Origin of the sequence: Plantactinospora veratri, from assembly GCF_036421995.1 — a bacterium.
Classification (GTDB): Bacteria; Actinomycetota; Actinomycetes; order Mycobacteriales; family Micromonosporaceae; genus Plantactinospora; species Plantactinospora veratri.
In genome coordinates this window covers 22,408-43,777 of record NZ_JAZGQL010000003.1, presented here as the reverse complement: position 1 = coordinate 43,777, position 21,370 = coordinate 22,408, and the positions used below count along the sequence as shown (strand labels likewise).

At 71.4% G+C, this 21,370-nt stretch carries 18 protein-coding genes; 11 read left to right on the top strand and 7 right to left on the bottom strand.

The annotated features are described in order from the left end of the window. Positions 1–122: 122 nt before the first annotated feature. Positions 123–1,004 carry a bifunctional methylenetetrahydrofolate dehydrogenase/methenyltetrahydrofolate cyclohydrolase gene (locus tag V1634_RS03530; protein ID WP_331206277.1) on the bottom strand — a complete coding sequence of 294 codons (882 nt, stop codon included), beginning with the start codon at positions 1,002–1,004 and terminating at the stop codon, positions 123–125. Positions 1,005–1,478: 474 nt separating this feature from the next. Here V1634_RS03530 and V1634_RS03525 point away from each other — a divergent pair, with 474 nt between their 5' ends. From V1634_RS03525 to V1634_RS03500, 6 genes are all read left to right on the top strand, one after another. Continuing rightward, positions 1,479–3,110 carry a peptide ABC transporter substrate-binding protein gene (locus V1634_RS03525; protein WP_331206276.1) on the top strand — a complete coding sequence of 544 codons (1,632 nt, stop codon included), beginning with the start codon at positions 1,479–1,481 and terminating at the stop codon, positions 3,108–3,110. 101 nt (positions 3,111–3,211) lie between these two features. Next, a complete protein-coding gene (locus V1634_RS03520) occupies positions 3,212–4,150 on the top strand; it encodes an ABC transporter permease (protein ID WP_331206275.1) in 939 nt (312 codons plus the stop codon). Between the two features lie 13 nt (positions 4,151–4,163). Then, positions 4,164–5,090, top strand: coding sequence for an ABC transporter permease (locus V1634_RS03515; RefSeq protein WP_331206274.1), 927 nt, complete (start codon positions 4,164–4,166; stop codon positions 5,088–5,090). A 4-nt stretch (positions 5,091–5,094) separates the two neighbouring features. Then, positions 5,095–6,141 (top strand): ABC transporter ATP-binding protein, encoded by a 1,047-nt coding sequence (locus tag V1634_RS03510; protein WP_331206273.1) that lies wholly within the window; start codon positions 5,095–5,097, stop codon positions 6,139–6,141. Beyond that, positions 6,128–7,171: an ABC transporter ATP-binding protein gene (locus tag V1634_RS03505; RefSeq protein ID WP_331206272.1), complete on the top strand. Its 1,044-nt coding sequence runs from the start codon at positions 6,128–6,130 to the stop codon at positions 7,169–7,171. Before V1634_RS03510 ends, V1634_RS03505 begins: the two co-directional genes overlap by 14 nt. A gap of 176 nt (positions 7,172–7,347) precedes the next feature. After that, on the top strand, positions 7,348–7,887 hold the full coding sequence (locus V1634_RS03500; RefSeq protein ID WP_331206271.1) for a hypothetical protein: 540 nt from the start codon (positions 7,348–7,350) through the stop codon (positions 7,885–7,887). A 94-nt stretch (positions 7,888–7,981) separates the two neighbouring features. On the opposite strand, the gene purH is transcribed toward V1634_RS03500, so the two are convergent. Next, positions 7,982–10,180, bottom strand: a complete 2,199-nt coding sequence (gene purH / locus V1634_RS03495) for a bifunctional phosphoribosylaminoimidazolecarboxamide formyltransferase/IMP cyclohydrolase (protein WP_331206270.1) — start codon at positions 10,178–10,180, stop codon at positions 7,982–7,984. A 276-nt stretch (positions 10,181–10,456) separates the two neighbouring features. Between purH and V1634_RS03490 the strand changes: the two genes are divergently transcribed. Together V1634_RS03490 and V1634_RS03485 are read left to right on the top strand one after the other, a co-directional pair. Then, a complete protein-coding gene (locus tag V1634_RS03490; protein ID WP_331206269.1) occupies positions 10,457–10,699 on the top strand; it encodes a CD225/dispanin family protein in 243 nt (80 codons plus the stop codon). Positions 10,700–10,728: 29 nt separating this feature from the next. After that, positions 10,729–11,292 carry a DUF4190 domain-containing protein gene (locus V1634_RS03485; protein ID WP_107260711.1) on the top strand — a complete coding sequence of 188 codons (564 nt, stop codon included), beginning with the start codon at positions 10,729–10,731 and terminating at the stop codon, positions 11,290–11,292. 126 nt (positions 11,293–11,418) lie between these two features. Here the strand turns inward: V1634_RS03485 and V1634_RS03480 are convergent, their stop codons facing one another. The 4 genes from V1634_RS03480 to V1634_RS03465 all read right to left on the bottom strand — a co-directional run bounded on the left by V1634_RS03480 (position 11,419) and on the right by V1634_RS03465 (position 15,873). Continuing rightward, a complete protein-coding gene (locus tag V1634_RS03480) occupies positions 11,419–12,750 on the bottom strand; it encodes a cell division protein PerM (RefSeq protein ID WP_407951714.1) in 1,332 nt (443 codons plus the stop codon). A gap of 203 nt (positions 12,751–12,953) precedes the next feature. Then, positions 12,954–13,841 carry a succinate--CoA ligase subunit alpha gene (gene sucD, locus V1634_RS03475; protein WP_107270140.1) on the bottom strand — a complete coding sequence of 296 codons (888 nt, stop codon included), beginning with the start codon at positions 13,839–13,841 and terminating at the stop codon, positions 12,954–12,956. A 1-nt stretch (position 13,842) separates the two neighbouring features. After that, positions 13,843–15,021, bottom strand: a complete 1,179-nt coding sequence (sucC, locus tag V1634_RS03470) for an ADP-forming succinate--CoA ligase subunit beta (RefSeq protein ID WP_331206267.1) — start codon at positions 15,019–15,021, stop codon at positions 13,843–13,845. A 444-nt stretch (positions 15,022–15,465) separates the two neighbouring features. Next, positions 15,466–15,873 carry a cobalamin B12-binding domain-containing protein gene (locus V1634_RS03465; RefSeq protein ID WP_331206266.1) on the bottom strand — a complete coding sequence of 136 codons (408 nt, stop codon included), beginning with the start codon at positions 15,871–15,873 and terminating at the stop codon, positions 15,466–15,468. A gap of 436 nt (positions 15,874–16,309) precedes the next feature. Here V1634_RS03465 and V1634_RS03460 point away from each other — a divergent pair, with 436 nt between their 5' ends. Together V1634_RS03460 and V1634_RS03455 are read left to right on the top strand one after the other, a co-directional pair. Further along, positions 16,310–17,032, top strand: coding sequence for a M23 family metallopeptidase (locus tag V1634_RS03460; protein WP_331206265.1), 723 nt, complete (start codon positions 16,310–16,312; stop codon positions 17,030–17,032). Positions 17,033–17,301: 269 nt separating this feature from the next. Continuing rightward, positions 17,302–18,126: a M23 family metallopeptidase gene (locus tag V1634_RS03455; RefSeq protein ID WP_331206264.1), complete on the top strand. Its 825-nt coding sequence runs from the start codon at positions 17,302–17,304 to the stop codon at positions 18,124–18,126. Positions 18,127–18,156: 30 nt separating this feature from the next. On the opposite strand, the gene pcrA is transcribed toward V1634_RS03455, so the two are convergent. Beyond that, the gene (gene pcrA / locus V1634_RS03450; RefSeq protein ID WP_331206263.1) at positions 18,157–20,562 is read right to left on the bottom strand and encodes a DNA helicase PcrA; all 2,406 of its coding nucleotides are present in this window, start codon (positions 20,560–20,562) and stop codon (positions 18,157–18,159) included. Positions 20,563–20,887: 325 nt separating this feature from the next. Here pcrA and V1634_RS03445 point away from each other — a divergent pair, with 325 nt between their 5' ends. After that, on the top strand, positions 20,888–21,211 hold the full coding sequence (locus tag V1634_RS03445) for a chorismate mutase (RefSeq protein WP_331206262.1): 324 nt from the start codon (positions 20,888–20,890) through the stop codon (positions 21,209–21,211). Positions 21,212–21,370 lie beyond the last annotated feature (159 nt).

The window sequence follows — 21,370 nt, the reverse complement described above, 5'->3', positions numbered from 1 at the left end:
ACTCCCTGATACCCGTCTGGTTATTTCCGGACGGTATCAGTCAGGAGTGTTCGGTTTTGGCCAGGGGCGGAATTGCCTGCCGTCGCTCACAGTCGCCGGACGGGCGGGACCGGGTGCCGACCTCAGCCCCGGTCGGCGGACTCCAGCTCGGTCTCGGCCCGCTCCACCACGTTGGCCAGCAGCATCGCCCGGGTCATCGGGCCGACTCCACCCGGCATCGGCACCAGCTTGCCGGCCACCTCGGCGACGTCCGGACCGACGTCCCCGGTGTAGCGGCCCTTGCCGTCCGCGCCGATCACCCGGGTGATCCCGACGTCGACCACCACCGCACCCGGCCGGACCATGTCGGCGGTGAGCAGGCCCGGCACGCCGGCCGCGACGATCACGATGTCGGCGGCCCGGGTGTGCGCGGCCAGGTCGAGGGTGCCGGTGTGGCAGAGCGTCACGGTGGCGTTCTCGCTGCGCCGGGTCAGCAGCAACCCGAGCGGCCGACCGACGGTGTTGCCCCGGCCGACCACCGCCACCTCGGCGCCGCGCAGCGGCACGTCGTGCCGGCGCAGCAGCTCGACGATGCCGCGCGGGGTGCAGGGCAGCGGCCCGGGATAGCCGAGCACCAGCCGGCCGAGGTTCACCGGGTGCAGCCCGTCGGCGTCCTTGTCCGGGTCGATCATCTCCAGCACCCGCTGGGTGTCGAGCTGCGCCGGGAGCGGGAGCTGCACGATGTAGCCGTGGCAGGCCGGGTCGGCGTTGAGTTCGGCGACCGTGGCGTCGACCTGTTCCTGGGTGGCGTCGGCCGACAGCTCGCGGCGGATCGAGGCGATGCCGACCTCGGCGCAGTCCCGGTGCTTGCCGTTGACGTACGCCTGGGAGCCGGGGTCCTCGCCGACCAGTACGGTGCCCAGCCCTGGCACGACGCCCCGGTCGGCCAGCGCCTTCACCCGGTCGCGGAGTTCGTCCTTGATGTGTGCCGCGGTCGCTTTGCCGTCGAGAAGGGTGGCCGTCACAGCCAGATCGTCTCACGCGGTACGGCCGGCCGGCCCGGCACCCGGCTGGTCGGTACCGGGATCGGCCACTCGGCCAAGGCCCGGTCGGCCGGGTGACCGGCACCGGATGCTAACTATACGTAGTCGTGTTCTTAGTCACGCTCGGTGAGATCTTGTGGAGTTGTCCACAATATGGAAGGCCCGATCAGGGCGAATACGGATTAATCTCCGGGCCGGCGTTGTCCGGCTCACCTCGGGCGGCCAGTACCGTTCGGTCGTATAAGTTCCGGATGACCGAATCTGCGGGATCGGCCAAGTCGACTCCCGATAGCAGCTCAGCCGGTATATGTGCAAGTCCCGCCGGGGGACTGTGTTACTGACTCGTAATCATCCAGTTTGGCCAGGGGTCCTGCTCCGACCTACCTTTGCCGAGCGTTGCACAGCGTTACCTCTGTGTGGGGACGGCTGCTCAGCGTAAGGAGACGAGGAGGCTCAATGCAGGTTCGTAGGCTCGCTGCCTGGACCGCCCTCCCCCTCGCCGCGACCCTCGGCCTCGCGGCCTGTGGCAGTGGCGGCGACTCGGGGGAGAGCGACCCGAATGCGACGGTTTCGATCCAGATCGCGGAACCGCAGCACCTGATTCCGACCAACACCAACGAGTCAAGCGGTAACCAGGTGCTCTCCGCCCTGTTCACCCCGCTGGTCGACTACGACGAGCAGAACAAGCCGTTCGAGGTCGCCGCCGAGTCCGTGAACTCGACCGACAACGTGACCTGGACGATCAAGCTGAAGGACGGCTACACCTTCCACAACGGCGAGAAGGTGACCGCGGACAGCTACATCAACGCCTGGAACTACGGCGCCTACGCGCCGAACGGGCAGGGCAACAGCTACTTCTTCGAGAAGATCGCCGGCTACGAGGACCTCCAGTCCGAGGACCCGGACGGCGACGGCCCGCAGAAGGCGCCGGAGCCGAAGGCCACCACGATGAGCGGGCTGAAGAAGGTCGACGACCTGACCTTCACGGTGACGCTGGCCAAGCCGTACACCGAGTTCAAGACCGTGCTCGGCTACACCGCGTTCTACCCGCTGCCGGCGGCCGCCTTCTCGGCACCCGGCGTGATCAAGGACGGCTTCGAGGACGCCCCGGTCGGCAACGGCCCCTTCAAGATGAAGGGCACCTGGCAGCACGACGCCAAGGTCGAGGTCGAGCGCTACGACGCGTACCCGGGTGAGAAGCCGAAGATCGCCGGTGCCGAGTTCCGGATCTACCAGCAGCTCACCGCCGCGTACGCGGACGTGCTCTCGGACAACCTCGACGTGGACGTGACCGTCCCGACCGAGAGCCTGAGCACCGCGGCCACCGACCTGGGTGACCGGTTCAAGCAGAGCCCGGCCTCCGCCTTCCAGTTCGTGGCGTTCCCCACGTTCGAGAAGGAGTTCAGCAAGCCGGAGGTCCGCAAGGCGATCTCCATGGCGATCGACCGGGACGAGATCAGCAAGTCCATCTTCAAGGAGTCGCAGATCTCGGCGCGCTCGTTCGTCTCCCCGGTGGTCGCCGGCTACCGCGACGACACCTGCGGCGAGGCCTGCGAGTTCAACCCGGCCAAGGCCAAGGAGCTCTACCAGGCCGCGGGTGGACCGAGCCAGCTGAAGATCACCTACAACGGTGACGGCGGGCACAAGGACTGGGTCGACGCGACCTGCAACCAGCTCAAGGCCAACCTGGGCGTGGAGTGCGTGGGTACCGCCGAGCCGAAGTTCTCGGACCTGCTGACCAAGGTCGAGAACAAGCAGCCGGTCGGCCTGATCCGGCTGGGCTGGCTGATGGACTACCCGTCCATGGAGAACTACCTCGGCCCGCTGTACACCACCAACGGCTCGTCGAACTACTACGGGTACAGCAACCCGGAGTTCGACCGCCTGGTGCAGGAGGGCACGACCGCCGCGACCGCGGACGAGGCGGTCAAGAAGTACCAGCAGGCCGAGGACATCCTGGCCGCCGAGATGCCGGTGATCCCGCTCCGGTTCGGCCAGAACGTCTACGCGCACTCGACCCGGGTCAAGAACGTCGAGGTCGACCTCTTCCAGGTCGTCGACATGACCAAGATCGAGGTCGTCAGCTGAGCTGACCGCACGGCCGGTCCGGGCCACCCGGTAACTCCTCGGGTGGCCCGGACCGTTTCCCGCACACCGCGCCCCAGCCATCCCCACGGAGAGTAAGCAGCATGTTCCGCTACATCGTGCGGCGCCTGCTTCAGATGGTCCTGGCCTTCTTCGGGACCACTCTGATCGTCTACGCGCTGATGTTCGCCGGACAGGGTGACCCCATCCAGGCACTCGCCGGTGAGCGCCCGGTCAGCGAGGCGCAGCGGGCGTACCTGACCGAGAAGTTCCACCTCGACCAGACCGGCGTCGGCGGCTTCTTCTACCGCTACTTCGACTACGTCGGCAACCTGCTCCGGGGCGACCTCGGTGACTCGCTCACCGGCCGGGAGATCGGCGACATGCTGGCCCAGGCCTGGCCGGTCACCGTGAAGCTCGCGGTCATCGGGCTGCTGGTGGCGATCGTCGTCGGCGTCACCTCCGGGGTCATCGCCGGCCTCCGCCGGGGCAGCATCTTCGACAACGCCACCCTGGCGCTGACCCTGCTGGTGCTGGGCATCCCGACCATCGTGCTGGCGCCGCTCGCCCAGTACTTCCTCGGCGTCAAGCTGCCGCTCTTCCCGCCGACCGCCGGCGCCCAGCCCAGCCTCTACGCCCTGCTGCTGCCCGGCATCGTGCTCGGCTCCCTGTCCCTGGCCACCGCGCTGCGGCTGACCCGTACCTCGGTCGCCGAGAACCTGCGCTCCGACTACGTACGGACCGCGAGGGCCAAGGGGCTGCCGGTCCGCCGCATCGTCAGCGTGCACGTACTCCGGAACTCGCTGATCCCGGTGATCACCTTCCTCGGCGTCGAACTCGGCAACCTGATGAGCGGCGCGATCATCACCGAGGGGGTCTTCAACATCCCGGGCGTCGGGTTCAACCTCTTCCGCGGCATCAAGACCGAGGACGGCCCGCTGGTGGTCGGCCTGGTCAGCGTGCTGGTCGTGGTCTATCTGGTGTCGAACCTCGTGGTGGACGTCCTCTACGCCGTCCTCGACCCCCGCATCCGGTACGAGTGAGGGATCAACAGGCATGAGTGAGCTTGAGACTGTCGCCGCGGCCGGGACGGCCGGCGGCAAGGCCGGGACCGACCCGGCCGCCCGGCCGCGCAGCCTGGCCGGCGACGCCTGGCGCGACCTGCGCCGCAACCCGATCTTCTGGATCTCGCTGGTACTGGTCCTGACGGTCACCGCGATGGCGGCCGTCCCCGGCCTGTTCACCGCGAACGACCCGCACGAGTGCACGCTGGCCCGGCAGCACGCCGGCCCCGGCGGCGGCGCCCCGTTCGGGTACGACTTCCAGGGCTGCGACGTCTACGCCCGTGCCGTCTTCGGCGCCCGGGCGTCGCTGCTGGTCGGCGCCTTCTCCGCACTGGTCACCGGTCTGATCGCGATCACCGTCGGCATGCTCGCCGGCTATTTCGGCCGGTGGGTCGACGCGGCGCTCTCCCGGGTGATCGACGTGGTCCTCGGGATCCCGCTGCTGCTCGCCGCGATCGTGATGCTCAAGCGGATCAGCAGCGACAGCCCGAACGTCCGGATCGTCGCGGTGATCTTCGTACTCGCGATCCTCGGCTGGACCACGGCCGCCCGGGTGATCCGCTCCTCGGTGATCAGCGCCAAGCAGCAGGACTACGTGGCGGCGGCCCGGATGCTCGGCGCCGGCAACGGCCGGACCATGTGGCGGCACATCCTGCCCAACTCGCTGGCCCCGGTGATCGTCGTGCTGACCATCGCGCTCGGCTCGTTCATCGCCGCCGAGGCGACGCTCTCCTTCCTCGGCATCGGCCTGAAGGCCCCGACCATCTCCTGGGGCATCGACATCGACGCCGGGCGGACCCACATGCGGGAGTCGGCGGTCCCGCTGGTGGTGCCCTCGACCTTCCTGGCGCTGACCGTACTGGCCTTCATCATGCTCGGCGACGCGATCCGCGACGCCTTCGACCCGAAGCTGCGGTGACCACATGACGGTTTACCTGAACGAACGAAGCGGACTCGGCGACCGGCGACCGGCCGGTGGGGACGGCGGGCACCTGCTGGAGGTACGGGACCTCTTCGTCGAGTTCCGCACCCGGGACGGCGTGGCCAAGGTGATCAACGGCGTCTCGTACCACCTGGACGCCGGGGAGACCCTGGCGGTACTCGGCGAGTCGGGCTCCGGCAAGTCGGTGACCGCGCAGGCGATCATGGGCATCCTGGACATGCCGCCGGCGGTCATCCCGTCCGGCCAGATCCTCTACCGAGGTACCGACCTGCTGAAGCTTCCCGAGGAGGAGCGCCGGAAGGTACGCGGCAAGCAGATCTCGATGATCTTCCAGGACGCGCTCTCCGCGCTGAACCCGGTCTTCCCGGTCGGCTGGCAGATCGGCGAGATGCTGCGGCTGCGCGAGGGACTGTCCCGGGCCCAGGCCAAGCGCCGGGCGATCGAGCTGATGGAACTGGTCAAGATCCCGGCCGCGAAGCAGCGGATCGGCGACTACCCGCACCAGTTCTCCGGCGGGATGCGCCAACGCGTCATGATCGCGATGTCGCTGGCGCTGGACCCGGCGGTGCTGATCGCCGACGAGCCGACCACGGCGCTGGACGTGACGGTGCAGGCGCAGATCATGGACCTGCTCGGCGAACTGCGCCGGGACCTGAACATGGCGATGATCCTGATCACCCACGACCTCGGGGTCGTCGCCGACGTCGCCGACCGGATCGCCGTGATGTACGCCGGCCGGATCGTCGAGCACGCCGACGTGCACTCGCTGTACGAGGCACCGGCACACCCGTACACCAAGGGGTTGCTGGAGTCGATTCCCCGGCTCGACCTCAAGGGCCAGCGGTTGACCACCATCAAGGGCCTGCCGCCGAACCTGATGCGGATCCCCAGTGGATGCCCGTTCCACCCGCGCTGCCCGTACGCCCGGCAGGAGTGCGTCGACGTCGTGCCGGCGAGCCGGTCGCTCGGCAACGGCCGGACCAGCGCCTGCCACTTCGCCCAGGAGGTCCTCGATGGCACGCTCTGACCAGCAGACCACCGCGGCCAAGCCGCGCGGCGAGACCGTGCTGCGGGTCGAGAACGTCGTCAAGCACTTCCCGATCAGCCAGGGCATCGTCTTCAAGCGGCAGATCGGCGCCGTCAAGGCGGTCGACGGGGTCAGCTTCGAGCTGAACCGGGGCGAGACCCTCGGCATCGTCGGCGAGTCCGGCTGCGGCAAGTCGACCCTGGCCAAGCTGCTGATGCGGCTGGAGACGCCGACCTCGGGCCGGGCGATGCTGGAGGGCCGGGACATGTTCAAGCTCTCCGGCGGGGAACTGCGCCGGATGCGCCGGAACGTGCAGATGGTCATGCAGGACCCGTACACCTCGCTGAACCCGCGGATGACGGTCGGCGACATCATCGGCGAGCCGTTCGACATCCACCCGGACGCGGCGCCGCGCGGCTCCCGCCAGCAGCGGGTGCAGGAACTGCTGGATCTGGTCGGGTTGAACCCGGAGCACATCAACCGCTATCCGCACCAGTTCTCGGGTGGGCAGCGGCAGCGGATCGGGATCGCCCGGGCGCTCGCCCTCAAGCCGGAGATCATCGTCTGCGACGAGCCGGTCTCGGCGCTGGACGTCTCGATCCAGGCCCAGGTGATCAACCTCCTGGAGAGCCTCCAGGACGAACTGGGGCTCTCGTACATCTTCATCGCGCACGACCTGTCGGTGGTGCGGCACATCGCCGACCGGGTCGCGGTGATGTACCTGGGCAAGATCGTGGAGATCGGTACCGAGGACGAGATCTACGAGCGGCCGACCCATCCGTACACCCAGGCGCTGCTCTCGGCGGTGCCGGTGCCGGACCCGAAGGCCCGGGCGCACCGCGAGGTCATCCGGCTCGACGGTGACGTGCCGTCGCCGGCCAACCCGCCCTCGGGCTGCCGGTTCCGGACCCGGTGCTGGAAGGCGCAGGAGATCTGCGCCACCCAGGAGCCGCAGCTCGTGCTCCGGGCCGTCGAGCCGCACCCGAGCGCCTGCCACTTCGCCGAACTCAAGCAGCACGTCGTCTCCTGACCCCGACCGGCGGATCGCCTGTGCGGGCGAGGGCCGGGGGGCGGGAGGTGCAGGACCGACCGGGCGGCAGGACCGTACCGGTGGGGATGGACGTCGTACGCGCGGCAGGACCGCACGTACGGCGGGGGTGCAGAGCCCGGGAACCACACAATGGTTCCCGGGCTCTCGTCTACATGGTGCGAAGACTGCTCGTGACGCTGGCCCTGCTGGCCTCGACCGTGCCGCTGCTCGGCTGTGCCGAGGAGCACCCCGACACCGCCGGTCCGGCCCCGAGCCCGGTCGCCGGGGCGTCCTCGTCGCCGGAGAGCGGCGCGGGGCCGGTGACCGCGACCGGAGCCGCCGCCGAGCCGGCCGGCACCTGCGCGGCCGAGACCCGATCGGCCGACGGGCTACCCGAGGTGCAGGGCGTCGCGGACGCCGGGAACTCCTTCTGGGGGCTGCTCTTTCCGCGCGGCGGGCCGAGTCTGCGCAGCGGCCTGGACGAGAAGATCGTCTGGCGGATGACCGGCGACGGCAGCTTCAGCATCCGGGCCACCGGCCCGGACGGGACCACCATCGAACCGGTCTGGGGACCCACCGGGCACGGCGGAAGCACCTGGACCAGGCCGGGCGACGAGTGGGGTACCGGCTGGAACTTCCCCACCGCCGGCTGCTGGACCGTACGGGCCAGCCGGTCCGGCGGCGCGACCGGCAGCGCGGTGCTGCGGGTCGGCTGACCGGTGCGGGGTTCCGGCCGGCCGGGGTGCCGAGGGGGCACCGCCGGCCGCCGGAACCTCCACACCGGTTCGCGGTCCGGTGGGTGGGGTTCGGTCAGTGGAAGAAGTGCCGGGTGCCGGTGAGGTACATGGTGATCCCGGCCGCCGTCGCCGCCGCCACGACCTCCTCGTCACGCAGCGAGCCGCCGGGCTGGACGACCGCCCGGACCCCGGCGTCGATCAGCACCTGGAGCCCGTCCGGGAACGGGAAGAACGCGTCCGAGGCGGCGACCGCGCCCCGGGCCCGCTCGGCACCGGCCCGGGAGACCGCCAGGTGGGCCGAGTCGACCCGGTTGACCTGGCCCATCCCCACCCCGACGGTCGCACCGTCGGCGGCGAGCAGGATCGCGTTGCTCTTCACCGCCCGGACGGCCCGCCAGGCGAAGGCGAGATCGGCGAGGGTCGACTCGTCGGCCGGCTCGCCGGTGACCAGCCGCCAGCCGGCCGGATCGTCGCCGGGCGCGTCCACCCGGTCGGCCATCTGCACCAGCGCGCCGCCGCTGACCGGGCGCCACTCCGCCGGGTACGGCGCCCAGGCGGGCGCGCGCAGCAGCCGGATGTTCTTCTTGCCGGAGAGTACGTCCACCGCACCCGGCTCGAAGTCGGGTGCCACCAGTACCTCGGTGAAGACCTCGGCGATCTGCCGCGCCATCTCGACCGAGACCGGCCGGTTGACCGCGATCACCCCGCCGAACGCGGAGACCGGGTCGCAGGCGTGCGCCCGGCGGTGCGCCTCGGCCACGTCGGCGCCGATCGCGATGCCGCACGGGTTGGCGTGCTTGATGATCGCCACCGCCGGCCGGTCGGCGAAGTCGTTCACCGCCCGCCAGGCGGCGTCCGCGTCGACGTAGTTGTTGTAGGACATCTCCTTGCCGTGCAACTGCTCGGCCTGGGCCAGCCCGGGCGGGGACGCCGGGTCGACGTAGAGCACCGCCGCCTGGTGCGGGTTCTCGCCGTACCGCAGCGGGGTGGGCGCGGTCAGCACCTGACCGGCGAAGGCCGGCCACTCCTGCTCGGCCGGCCCGGTCCGCACCGCGAACCAGTTCGCCACCGCCACGTCGTACTCGGCGATGTCGGCGAAGGCGCGGGCCGCGAGCTGCTGGCGCTGCCCGGCGCTGAAACCGCCGTCGGCCAGGGCGGCCAGCACCGACGGGTACGCCGACACCGACGTCACCACCGCGACCGAGGCGTGGTTCTTGGCCGCCGCCCGGACCATCGCCGGCCCGCCGATGTCGATCTGCTCGACGCAGGCGTCGAAGTCCGCGCCGGACGCCACCGTCTCGGTGAACGGGTAGAGGTTCGACACCAGCAGGTCGAACGGGGCGATGCCCAGCTCGCCGAGCTGCGCCGCGTGCCGCTCCAGCCGCAGGTCGGCCAGGAGCCCGGCGTGCACCTTCGGGTGCAGCGTCTTGACCCGGCCGTCGAGGACCTCGGGAAACCCGGTCAGCGTCTCGACCGGGGTGACCGGCATCCCGGCCCCCTCGATGGTCGCCGCCGTGCTGCCGGTGGAGACGATCTCGACTCCGGCGTCGTGCAGCGCCCGGGCCAGCTCGACCAGCCCGGTCTTGTCGTAGACGCTGAGCAGCGCGCGCCTGATCGGCCGCCGGCCGTCCGCGCCGGAACTCGTGTCGCTCACTCCGATCGTGACCTTCCTTCCAGTGATCGTCCAACCCTCCCGGAGCAGCCGGCCGACCTGCGTGACGAGCTGCCGTCGCTCGGCCACCTTGATCCGCTCGGTGAGGGTCTCCTCGTCGTCGTCGTCGAGCACCGGCACGGCGACCTGGGCGATGATCGGCCCGGTGTCCACACCGGCGTCGACGAAGAAAAGGGTGGCCCCGGCGAGCTTGACTCCGTAGCCGAGGGCGTCGCGCGGCCCGTGCATGCCGGGAAAGGCGGGCAGCAGCGAGTTGTGCGTGTTGACGTACCGGTCGCCGAAGGCCGCCAGGAAGTGCGGGCCGACCAGCTTCAGGAAGCCGGCCGAGACGACCAGGTCGGGCTGGTAATCGGCGACGTGCGCGGTGAGCGCCCGGTCCCACTCCTCCCGGGTCGGGTACGCCCGGACCGAGTCGACGAAGGTGGGTACCCCGGCAGCGGCGGCCCGGTCGAGCCCGGCGATGCTGTCCCGGTCCGCGCCGACGGCGACCACCCGGACGCCGTACGCCGGGTCCGCGCAGGCGTCGAGGAGGGCCTGAAGGTTGCTCCCGGAGCCGGAGACGAGGACGACGACGCGGGCTGCCGACACGGGCTCAGTCACCCCAGCACCCTACCGGGCAGGTCAGGCCGACTTCCCGGCGGCGCGACCCGTGCGGCGTCACCGGAGAGGGCGGTGTCGATCACGATCGGCATGTCGGGCGGCGAGCGGGCCACCAAAGTGGCGCTGATTAGGTACGCTGCCGGACGCTCGGGGCAGTGACCTGCCCCAGGAGATACCCCTCGGTAATTTCATACATGCGCTGAGTGCAGGCCAAGGAGCCCAACCCACATGCAACCCGGTTACCCCTCACACCCGCCGCAAGAGATCAACAACAACATGACGATGTCCATCGTCGCGATCTTCCTGTTCTGGCCGCTGGCCATCCCGGCCATCATGAACGCCTCGAAGGTGAACCCCCTGCTCCAGCAGGGCAACTACCCGGCGGCCCAGGCCGCCGCCGCCGAGTCCCGCAAGTGGTCGAAGCTGGCCCTGATCATCGGCATCTGCCTCTGGGCGGTCTCGCTGGTCTGCTGCGTCATCAGTTTCATCGTCAGCGCCAACTCGGCGTCGAACATCTAGTCTGAGAGACCTGTCGAAGGAGTCTTGTCATGCAGCCCGGCTACCCAGGTCAGGACCCGTACGGGCAGCAGCCGTCGGATCCGAACGCGCCGCAGCACCAGGATCCGTACGCGCAGCCACCGCAGCCGACCTCCGGCCAGCCGTACGGGCAACCGACCTCGGGGCAACCGTACGGGCAACCGACCTCGGGACAGCCGTACGGCCAGCCGCAGTACCAGGACGCGCAGCAGCCGTACCAGGACCCGTACGGTCAGCAGCCGATGCCGGGCCAGCCCTACGGTGCGGCACCCGGTTACCAGACCGGCGGATACGCACCGGGCGGCGGGCAGAACAACACCCTCGGCCTGATCGCGATGATCGTCGGCATCATCTCCATTCCGGCGGCGTGCTGTGCCGCGCTGGGCATCATCGCCGGCATCGCCGGTGTCGTGCTCGGCTTCCTCGGCCGGGGCAAGGCCAGCCGGGGTGAGGCGAGCAACGGGGGTCAGGCGCTGGCCGGCCTCATCTGCGGTGCCGTCGGCCTGCTCCTCGGGGTGGTCAACGTGATCCTCGCGGTCGTGCTGAACGTCAACGGTTTCAGCTACACGCCGTGACTACCGACCGGGCGGCGTACGGCCGCCCTGGAAGGTGACAGCCCGCGAGTCGTGACAGCCGCACCGGGGCGTCCTGGAATTTCCGGGGCGCCCCGAGCGCGTTTCCGGGCCGGACCGGCCGGCGGCTCAGCCCCGGGCGAGAGCCCGGGTCGCGGCGGCGCCGATCAGGGTACCGACCAGCACGACGACGGTCGCCCCGGCGGCCACCTGCCAGTGCGCCGGCCCCACCTCGGCGAGCCGGCCGCCGCCGAGCGGGCCGCCGGAGAGCAGCGCCGCCACCCCGAGTACCACCCCGGCGACCGGGCCGCCGACCGCCGCCGCGCCCAGCAGCGCGGCCCAGCCGGGCGGCGCCACGTTCCGTTCGGCCGCCGAACGCATCCGGCGGCGGGCGAGCAACCAGCCCGCGGCCATACCGGCCAGCACCGGTACGGCCAGTACGACGCCGCCGACCCCGCCGAGCGGGCCCTGCGGCAGTCCGGCCAGCAGGGGTACGGCCGGCAGCGCCCCGATGGTGACCTCGGAGGTCCGGATCACCGTGTCGGTGCCGACCGCGAAGCCCGGCCCGAGGAGATAGCTGGCCGCCCAGACCGCGGCGTTCGGCGCGTAGCCGAGACTGACCAGGGTAATGCCCGCCTGGCCCAGCACACCGGTGCGGTAGGCCCCGATCATGTCGCCGGCCTCGCCCCCGCCGGTGGCGACCGCCAGTCCGGCCACCCCGGCACCGGCCCCGAGCAGCAGCATGGCGGCGACCACCCCGGTACGCAGCCCGTCCCGGAGCACCAGCGGAGTACGCCGGGCCACCGCCACCAGCACCCCGCTGGCCCGGGCCGCACCGAAGAACGCGGCGAGGGTGCCGAAGCCGGTCAGCGTCAGCACGGCGCGTACGGGGTCGGCGGTCGGCCCGGCACCACCGAGCAGCAGCGCGGCGAGCCCGCCGATGACGCCGTACCCGATGCCGACCGCCACCGCGACGGCGAGGGCCCGACCCGCGCTCGGCCGTTCCCGGACCCGGACCGCCCGGCTGACGTGCACCCCGGCCCGGTTCAGCCGCCAGGCGGCCAGCATGGCGAGGGCGAGTGGCGGCAGGCCGAACGCCCCGGCGTCGGTCTGTAGTGGCACGCCGTGCCCGAGCAGCCATCCGGCCAGGCCCAGCCGGGCGGCGCCGACGACCTCGCCGCTGCCCTCGGCGAACCGGGCCACCCCGAGCACCACGGCGACCGGCAGGTAGCCGACCAGCGCGGCCCAGCCGGCGGCGACCGCCGCCGCGACCGCCAGCGGAGCCCGGCCGCGCCGGGTCGTCCCGGCCGGCCTCGGCCGGGGCACCCGGCGCGGCCCGGCCGGTGACTCCCCGGCCGGCCGGCTGCGGCGTGGCTCCCGGCCGTCCGCCGACCCGGTGCGGCCGGCCGGTTTCACGGCAGCGGCCGACTCGCGCGGCTCGGCCGGCGTGGTCTCCGGCAGCTCCGGCCGGTCGGGAACGGTGGGTGGTGGCATCAGCGCCTACTCTGGCACGGCGGCGGGTCGGCCGGTTCGCGACACCACCGTACGGATGAGCGAGGCCAGCGCGATATCCGCTTTGTCCACGCCCGAAGCCCCGGTCGCGCCGGTACGGAACCGGGGTGGTCGGCACAGGCCGACCACCCCGGGGAGAACGCGTCGACGGCTCAGCCGCCGGACATCAGCTCCCGCATCAGCCGCGCGGTCTCGCTCGGCGTCTTGCCGACCTTGACCCCGACCGCCTCCAGGGCGGCCTTCTTCGCGTCGGCGGTACCGGCCGAACCGGAGATGATGGCCCCGGCGTGTCCCATGGTCTTGCCGGGCGGCGCGGTGAAGCCGGCGATGTAGCCGACCACCGGCTTGGTGACGTTGGCCTTGATGAACTCGGCCGCCCGCTCCTCGGCGTCACCGCCGATCTCGCCGATCATCACGATCGCGTCGGTCTCCGGGTCGGCCTGGAACGCCGCGAGCGCGTCGATGTGGGTGGTGCCGATGATCGGGTCACCACCGATGCCGACGCAGGTGGAGAAGCCGATGTCGCGCAGCTCGTACATCATCTGGTAGGTCAGGGTGCCGCTCTTGCTGACCAGGCCGATCCGGCCCGCACCGGTGATGTCGGCCGGGATGATGCCGGCGTTGGAGGCACCCGGCGAGGCGATACCGGGGCAGTTCGGCCCGATGATCCGGGTCCGCTCCCCCTGCGCCACGTTGTACGCCCAGAACGCGGCGGTGTCGTGCACCGGTACGCCCTCGGTGATCACCACGGCGAGCGGGATGCCGGCGTCGATCGCCTCGACCACGGCGCCCCGGGTGAACTGCGGCGGTACGAAGATGACGGTGACGTCGGCACCGGTGGCCGCCATCGCCTCGGCGACGTTGGCGAAGACCGGCAGCTCGACGTTGTCGAAGGCGACCTTCTGACCGGCCTTGCGCGGGTTGACCCCGCCGACCACGTTGGTACCGGCGGCCAGCATCCGCCTGGTGTGCTTCATCCCCTCGGAGCCGGTCATCCCCTGTACGACGACCTTGGACTCCTTGGTCAGCCAGATTGCCATCTCACACCCCCGCAGCCGCGAGCTCGGCGGCCCGCTGGGCCGCGCCATCCATAGTGTCCACCCGCTGCACCAGCGGGTTCGCGGCGCCGTCGAGGATGGCCCGCCCGGCCTCCGCGTTGTTGCCGTCGAGGCGTACCACGAGGGGCTTGTCGACCGTCTCGCCCCGCTCGGCGAGCAGGGCCAGCGCCTGGATGATGCCGTTGGCGACCTCGTCGCAGGCGGTGATCCCGCCGAAGACGTTGACGAAGACGCTGCGTACCGACGGGTCGGAGAGGACGATCTCCAGCCCGTTCGCCATCACCGCGGCGCTGGCGCCGCCGCCGATGTCGAGGAAGTTCGCCGGCTTGACGCCGCCGTGCGACTCGCCCGCGTACGCCACCACGTCGAGGGTGGACATGACCAGGCCGGCGCCGTTGCCGATGATGCCGACCTCGCCGTCCAGCTTGACGTAGTTGAGGTCCTTCTCCTTGGCCCGCTGCTCCAGCGGGTCGACCGCGGCCTGGTCGACCAGCGCCTCGTGGTCGGGGTGCCGGAAGCCGGCGTTCTCGTCGAGCGAGACCTTCGCGTCGAGGCAGAGCACCGTGCCGTCGGTCGTCCGGGCCAGCGGGTTCACCTCGACCAGGGTGGCGTCCTCGGCCACGAACGCCTGCCACAGGCGTACGGCGATCGGCACGATCTGGTCGGTCAGCTCGGCCGGGAAGCCGGCGGCCTCCACGATCTCCCGCGCCTTGGCCTCGTCGACCCCGGCGTTGGCGTCGATCGCCACCTTGGCGACCCGCTCCGGCGTCTCGGCGGCCACCTGCTCGATGTCCATCCCGCCGGCCACGCTGGCGATGCAGAGGAAGGTGCGGTTGGCGCGGTCGAGCAGGTAGGAGAAGTAGTACTCCTCGGCGATGTCCGCGGTCACGGTGATCATGACCTTGTTGACCGTGTGGCCCTTGATGTCCATGCCGAGGATGTCGGTGGACCGGGCCACCGCCTCGTCCGGCCCCTCGGCCAGCTTGACGCCGCCCGCCTTGCCCCGGCCGCCGACCTTCACCTGAGCCTTGACGACCACCCGGCCGCCGAGGCGCTCGGCGATCGCGCGGGCCTCCTGGGGGGTCGTCGCGACACCGCCGGCCAGCACGGGCAACCCGTGCCGCTCGAACAGCTCACGCCCCTGGTATTCGTACAGGTCCACGATTGCGCGTCCCGTCCCGTCTCCGCGGCGCGCCGTCGCACCGCCGCCAGCGTGTGAATGAGTTGGGCCTGCTGTACGCACGAACAGGCCATCGGCCGCAGCCTAGCGAGGCGAGCACGCCCGGCATCCACGTGGGTGCTCGGTGTGCGGTAACGCACAGCAGGCCGGCCGGTCGGTGCGGCCGCCGACCTGGGAAGGCGGGGAAAAGATTTCCCGGGCGGCGTAACCCGGCGTAAGGGACGTCGTTGAGTCTGATGTCGGAGCGCTGGGGGAGCGCGATGACGGAGACGGCCGATGCCCTGTCGGTCGAGGGGTGGCGGCGGGGCATCGCGCATAGAGAGGCCGGACGTGTGAGGGGTGCGTCCGGCCTCTCCCCCATCTCCGGGCCGGCGCCTCGTCCGTACTACTCGGCGCCCGTCCGTACTACTCGTCGGACCGGCGGCGTCAGCCGACGACCGGTTGCCCGACGTTGTTCCGGACCCAGTCCACGATCGAGCCGGTCGTGGCGCCCGGGGTGAAGATCTTCGCGACGCCGAGCCGCTCCAGCTCCGGGATGTCCGCGTCCGGGATGATCCCGCCACCGAAGACGACGAGGTCCGTCACGTCGCGTTCGGCGAGCAGTTCCAGCACCCGGCGGAAGAGCGTCATGTGCGCGCCGGAGAGCACCGAGAGGCCGATCGCGTCGGCGTCCTCCTGGATCGCCGTCTCGACGATCTGTTCGGGCGTCTGGTGCAGACCGGTGTAGATGACCTCCATGCCGGCATCCCGCAGGGCCCGGGCGACCACCTTCGCACCCCGGTCGTGCCCGTCCAGGCCGGGCTTGGCAACGACCACCCGGATCCGAGAACTCATCAGCGCAACACCTCTCCAGGACACCGGTCAGAGTTACCTTAACGAACGGTAACCCGGTTGCCGACCGACCGGGAACTCCCCCGGGGACGACGAGCCCACGAGCGGCGGGGCGGACGTCCGGCCACACCCCTGGGGAGTCCACCGGGCAGGCTTCCGCAGCGGTCGGATCGATGACACAACGCTGCACCACAAGTAACCGAGAGTTACTAACGAGGCTGGTCGCAAAAGGTTACGAGATATGGCATTCCATGACGCACAACCGCACAGTGAACCGGCAATCTGGCGCTGCGACTTGTGGCGCGCCTAGGGGTTGGCTACCGTGGCCCACGGTTGTCATCAGGTCTATGACCCGGCGACAACGCGGTCAACCGGAGTTCACCTCGATCGTCGAACATCGGTCACGGTCGCAACACTGACCCGACAACGGAGGGTGTGCGTGCGCCAGCGCCTGTCGTCTGAGCCCGATCGCTATCGAGGGCGACGCCGCGTCCCCACACCCCCGCGCAGCCGCTACGCCGCTGTCGTCACCACCGCGTTCGTCGGAGCCGGCGTCGTCGCGCTCGGCGCGGGAGCCCTGCCCGACGCCAAGGCGGTCAGCCCGTCCGCGCTGGCGGACCTGGAGAAGGCCGCCGCCACCAGCGAGGACCTGAGTGCGCGGGCCGCCGACGCCCAGCGGCCGTCCCGGGACGACCGGGGAGACGGGCTCGCCTCCACCCTCGCCGCCGCGCCCGACGTCTGGCGGCTTCCGCTCGACAAGTACAGCTTCACCTCGCCGTACGGCATGAAGTGGAACAAGCTGCACGCCGGCATCGACCTGGCCGCCGCCGAGGGGACGCCGTACCACGCGGTGCACGCGGGCACGGTGACCAAGGCCGGCTGGTTCGGCGGGTACGGCTACTGCGTGATCGTCGAGCACACCGACGGCACCGAGTCGATCTACGGACACTCCTCGAAGCTGCTGGTCAGCGAGGGGCAGGAGGTCAAGGCCGGCGACCAGCTCGGCCTGGTCGGCAACACCGGCCACTCCTACGGCTCGCACCTGCATCTCGAGCTGCATGTCAAAGGCAAGCCCACCGACCCCATCCCCTACCTCCGGGACCGGGGAGTGGACATCCAGCTACAAGTCGACGATCTGTACGCCGACGTAGCCGCCTCCTGACACCCCGTCACGCCGCCTTACCGCCCGACCGAGACCGGTTGGGCGGTTTTCTTTCGGCTGTGCTCCGGCGAAGTTTCCTGCGCCACACCGGCCGATGTGACCGACGACACCCACGAAGCCCCGGCCAGAGGGGTCGATCGGGTGGAATTCCGGCATAACTCCGGTGCTGCCGTCCGTCGCTCGGCCAGGGTCGGCCACCCGGGGCGAAGCTGGCGCCACCGCGCCGACCACCATTTCCGGGTCCACTCCGCTTCAGAAAGGGACCCGTCGTGCCGGAGACCGACCCGACCCAGCCCGAGACGACCGACGACCGGACCAGCGAGCCCACCGCGCCCCGGCGTACCGGACGATCAGGTGTCGCCCGGCACCGGGCCGGCGGCCGGAGCCGGTACCTCGTGCCCGGGCTGGTCGCACTGCTCGGCCTCGGCGTGGCCGGCGCGGTGACCACGGTGGCCCTGGGCGACGACCGGCCGACCGACCGGCTGTCGGTGGCCGAGGAGGAGTCGGCCCGGGCCGCCGCCGCGCAGCGCGCCGACCGGTCCGCCCGGGAGGACGCCGCCCCGACGACGTCGCCGACCCCGAGCGCGACCGCGACGCCGACCCCGGGCGCCACCGCGACCACCCGTCCGCCGACCCCCAGGCCGAGCCGGAGCAGCGCGGCCGCGAAGGCGGCCAGCCCGCCCGCCCGGAAGGCGGCCGCCTGGGTCGACCCGATGCCGGGGGCCGGCGTCACCTCCTGCTACGGGATGCGCTGGGGGACGATGCACGCCGGCATCGACCTGGCGATGCCGGCCGACACCCCGATCCGGGCCGCCGGAGCCGGCACGGTGGTCGACGCCGGCTGGGCCTTCGCCGGGTACGGCATCTCGGTGGTCGTCGACCACGGCGACGGCTGGCTCACCCACTACGCCCACCAGAGCCGGACCGTGGTGAGCGTCGGGGACCGGGTCAAGCCCGGCCAGGTGATCGGGTACGAGGGTGCCACCGGTGACGCCACCGGGCCGCACCTGCACTTCGAGGTGCACAACGGGCTGTGGAACCAGGTCGACCCGGCGCCCTGGATGCGGGCCCGTGGAGTCGACCTGGGCTGCTGAACCGGGTCAGCGGTCGAGCGGTACGGGCGGTCAGAGCTTGTCGATCGGGGCGTGCCGGAGCACCAGCCAGAGCGTCTGGTCGCCGAAGTCGATCTGCGCTCGGGCGCCCGAACCGTGCCCCTCGACCGCCAGCACCCGGCCGAGGCCGTAGCGCTGGTGGTTGACCCGGTCCCCGGCGGCGACCTTTGGCGGCTGCTTCAACTCGCTCGCCGTGCTGAGCCGACTGCCGTCGATGCCGAGCCGCGAGGCTAGCTGGGCGGCCTTCGGCGTACCCCCGGAGAAGCCGCCGCCCCGGTAGGCGCCGGAGCGCTCCTCGGAGCCGGCCCGGCCGCCCACGCCGCCGCCGGTCCCCGACCACGAGGTGTAGGCGGCCCCGGTGCGCTCCCAGCGGACCAGGTCGCCCGGCAGCTCGTCGACGAACCGGGACGGCGGGTTGTAGGACGGCTGCCCCCAGGCCGACCGGGTGACCGCCCGGGAGAGGTAGAGCCGCTTGCGGGCCCGGGTGATCCCGACGTATGCCAGCCGGCGCTCCTCCTCCAGCTCCCGGTTGTCGCCGAGCGCCCGCAGGTGCGGAAAGACGCCGTCCTCCAGGCCGGTCAGGAAGACCACCGGGAACTCCAGCCCCTTGGCGGTGTGCAGGGTCATCAGGGTGACCACGCCCTGGTGGTCGGGGTCGTCCGACGGCACCTGGTCGGCGTCGGCGACCAGCGCGACCTGCTCCAGGAAGCCGGCCAGGGTGGCACCGGGACCGCCCTCGTCGGCCAGCGCCTCGACCCGTTCGGTGTACTCCCGGGCGACGCTGACCAGCTCCTGGAGGTTCTCCACCCGGCCGGCGTCCTGCGGGTCGATGCTCTCCTCCAGCTCGCCGAGGTAGCCGGAGCGGGTCAGGACCGCCTCCAGCACCTCCTCCGGCAGGGCGGTCTCGGCCAGCTCCCGCAACCCGTCGAGCAGGCTGACGAACTCGGCGATCGCGTTCACCGCCCGGGTGGAGATGCCGGGCGCCTCGGCGGCCCGGCGCAGCGCGGCGCCGAACGAGATCCGGTCCCGGGTGGCCAGCGCCTCCACGCAGGCCTCGGCCCGGTCGCCGATGCCCCGGCGGGGAGTGTTCAGGACCCGCCTGATGCTCACCGTGTCGTCGTCGTTGACCACGGCGCGCAGGTAGGCCAGGGCGTCCCGGACCTCCTTGCGCTCGTAGAACCGGACCCCGCCGACCACCTTGTAGGGCAGCCCGACCCGGATGAAGACCTCTTCGAAGACCCGGGACTGCGCGTTGGTGCGGTAGAAGACCGCCACGTCGCCCGGCCGGGCCGCGTCGGAGTCGCAGAGCCGGTCGATCTCCCGGCCCACCCAGTCCGCCTCGGCGTGCTCGGTGTCGGCGACGTAGCCGACGATCTGCTCCCCCGCCCCCTCCTCGCTCCACAGCCGCTTCGGCTTGCGCGAGCTGTTCCGCTCGATCACCGCGTTGGCGGCGTTGAGGATCGTCTGGGTGGAGCGGTAGTTCTGCTCCAGCAGGATCGTCCGGGCGTCGGTGAAGTCCCGCTCGAACTCCAGGATGTTCCGGATCGTCGCGCCCCGGAACGCGTAGATCGACTGGTCGGCGTCGCCGACCACGCAGAGTTCGGCCGCCTCGACCCCGGGCGTACCGCCGACCAGCTCCTTGACCAGGGTGTACTGCGCGTGGTTGGTGTCCTGGTATTCGTCGACGAGTACGTGCCGGAACCGGCGACGGTAGCTCTCGGCGACGTGCGGGTGCGACTGGAGCAGGTGCACCGTCGTCATGATCAGATCGTCGAAGTCGAGCGCGTGCGCCTCGGTCAGCCGCCGCTGGTAGAGGGTGTACGCCTCGGCCAGCGCCCGCTCGTTCGGCCCCTTCGCCCGGGCGGCGAACGTCTCCGGGTCGACCAGTTCGTTCTTCAGGTTGGAGACCTGGGTGGTCAGCCCCCGGGCCGGATAGCGCTTCGGGTCGAGGTCCAGCTCCCGGGTGACCATCTGCATCAGCCGGCGCGAGTCGTCGGCGTCGTAGATCGAGAACGTCGACTTCAGCCCGGCGTGCTCGTGCTCGGCCCGCAGGATGCGTACGCAGGCGGAGTGGAACGTCGACACCCACATCAGCCGGGCTCTCGGCCCGACCAGCGCGGCGACCCGGTCCTTCATCTCCCCGGCCGCCTTGTTGGTGAAGGTGATCGCGATGATCTGCCCCGGATGCACGTCCCGGGCGGCGAGCAGGTAGGCGATCCGGTGGGTCAGCACCCGGGTCTTGCCCGAGCCGGCGCCGGCCACGATCAGCAGCGGCGCCCCGGAGTGGGTCACCGCGTCCCGCTGCGGCCCGTTCAGCCCGGCCAGCAGGGCCTGCGGGTCGGGGCCGGACGGCCGGCGCCGGGGCGCGTCCGGGGCCGGAGGGACGGAGGGCGGCGGAGGTTCGAAGAGAGCATGCATCGCCCCGCGAGTCTATGCCGCCGGGGAGACAACCTACGCCTCCGCCGGGCCCGTACCCGGCTCCGCCGCCCGGGTACCGCTCCGGCCGGACGGTTCCCACAGCTCCCCCGCGGGCCTCGCCGATGTGCTTGCCAAGACACCGCTGGCTGGGCATACTCAAACCCGTGATCCGTCGGGCGCAGGCTTACTTTTACTACGGCTCCGGGAGTCCGGCAGCCGTGGGTCGCGCCTGAACATGACCTACGAAAAGCCCCGGGCTCCTGGAGCCCGGGGCTTTTCGCGTCGGGATCCAGGCACCGGGGACCTAGCTGGCGAGGAGGACCCCATGGCGACAGAGGTGGCAGCAGAGGTGGCAGAGATTCCGGCTGACGGCGCCGAGCCCGAGACCGGGACGAACGCGCCGGAGGCCGCGCAGCACATCCTCGGGCTGCGGGAGCGGATCGACGAGATCGACGGTGAGCTGATCGCCCTCTGGCAGGAACGCGCCGCGCTCTCCCAGCAGGTCGGCCGGACCCGGATGGCCTCCGGCGGCACCCGGCTCGTCCTCTCCCGGGAGCGCGAGATCCTGGACCGGTTCCGGGAGGCGCTCGGCGCCGACGGTACCCAGCTCGCCCTGCTGCTGCTCCGGGCCGGTCGAGGCCCGCTCTGAGCCGTACCCCGGGCGGGTTCGCGGTGACCGGCGCGGCGCCGGGCCAACGGGCGGCCGTGGTGCGGACGCGAGCCCGGGACGCCGGCCGCATGGATGGCGGCCCGCGCCCCGGGCAGTGAGGAGGCGTTCTTCTCGCACCGGTGGTGGGCCGGGTCAGGT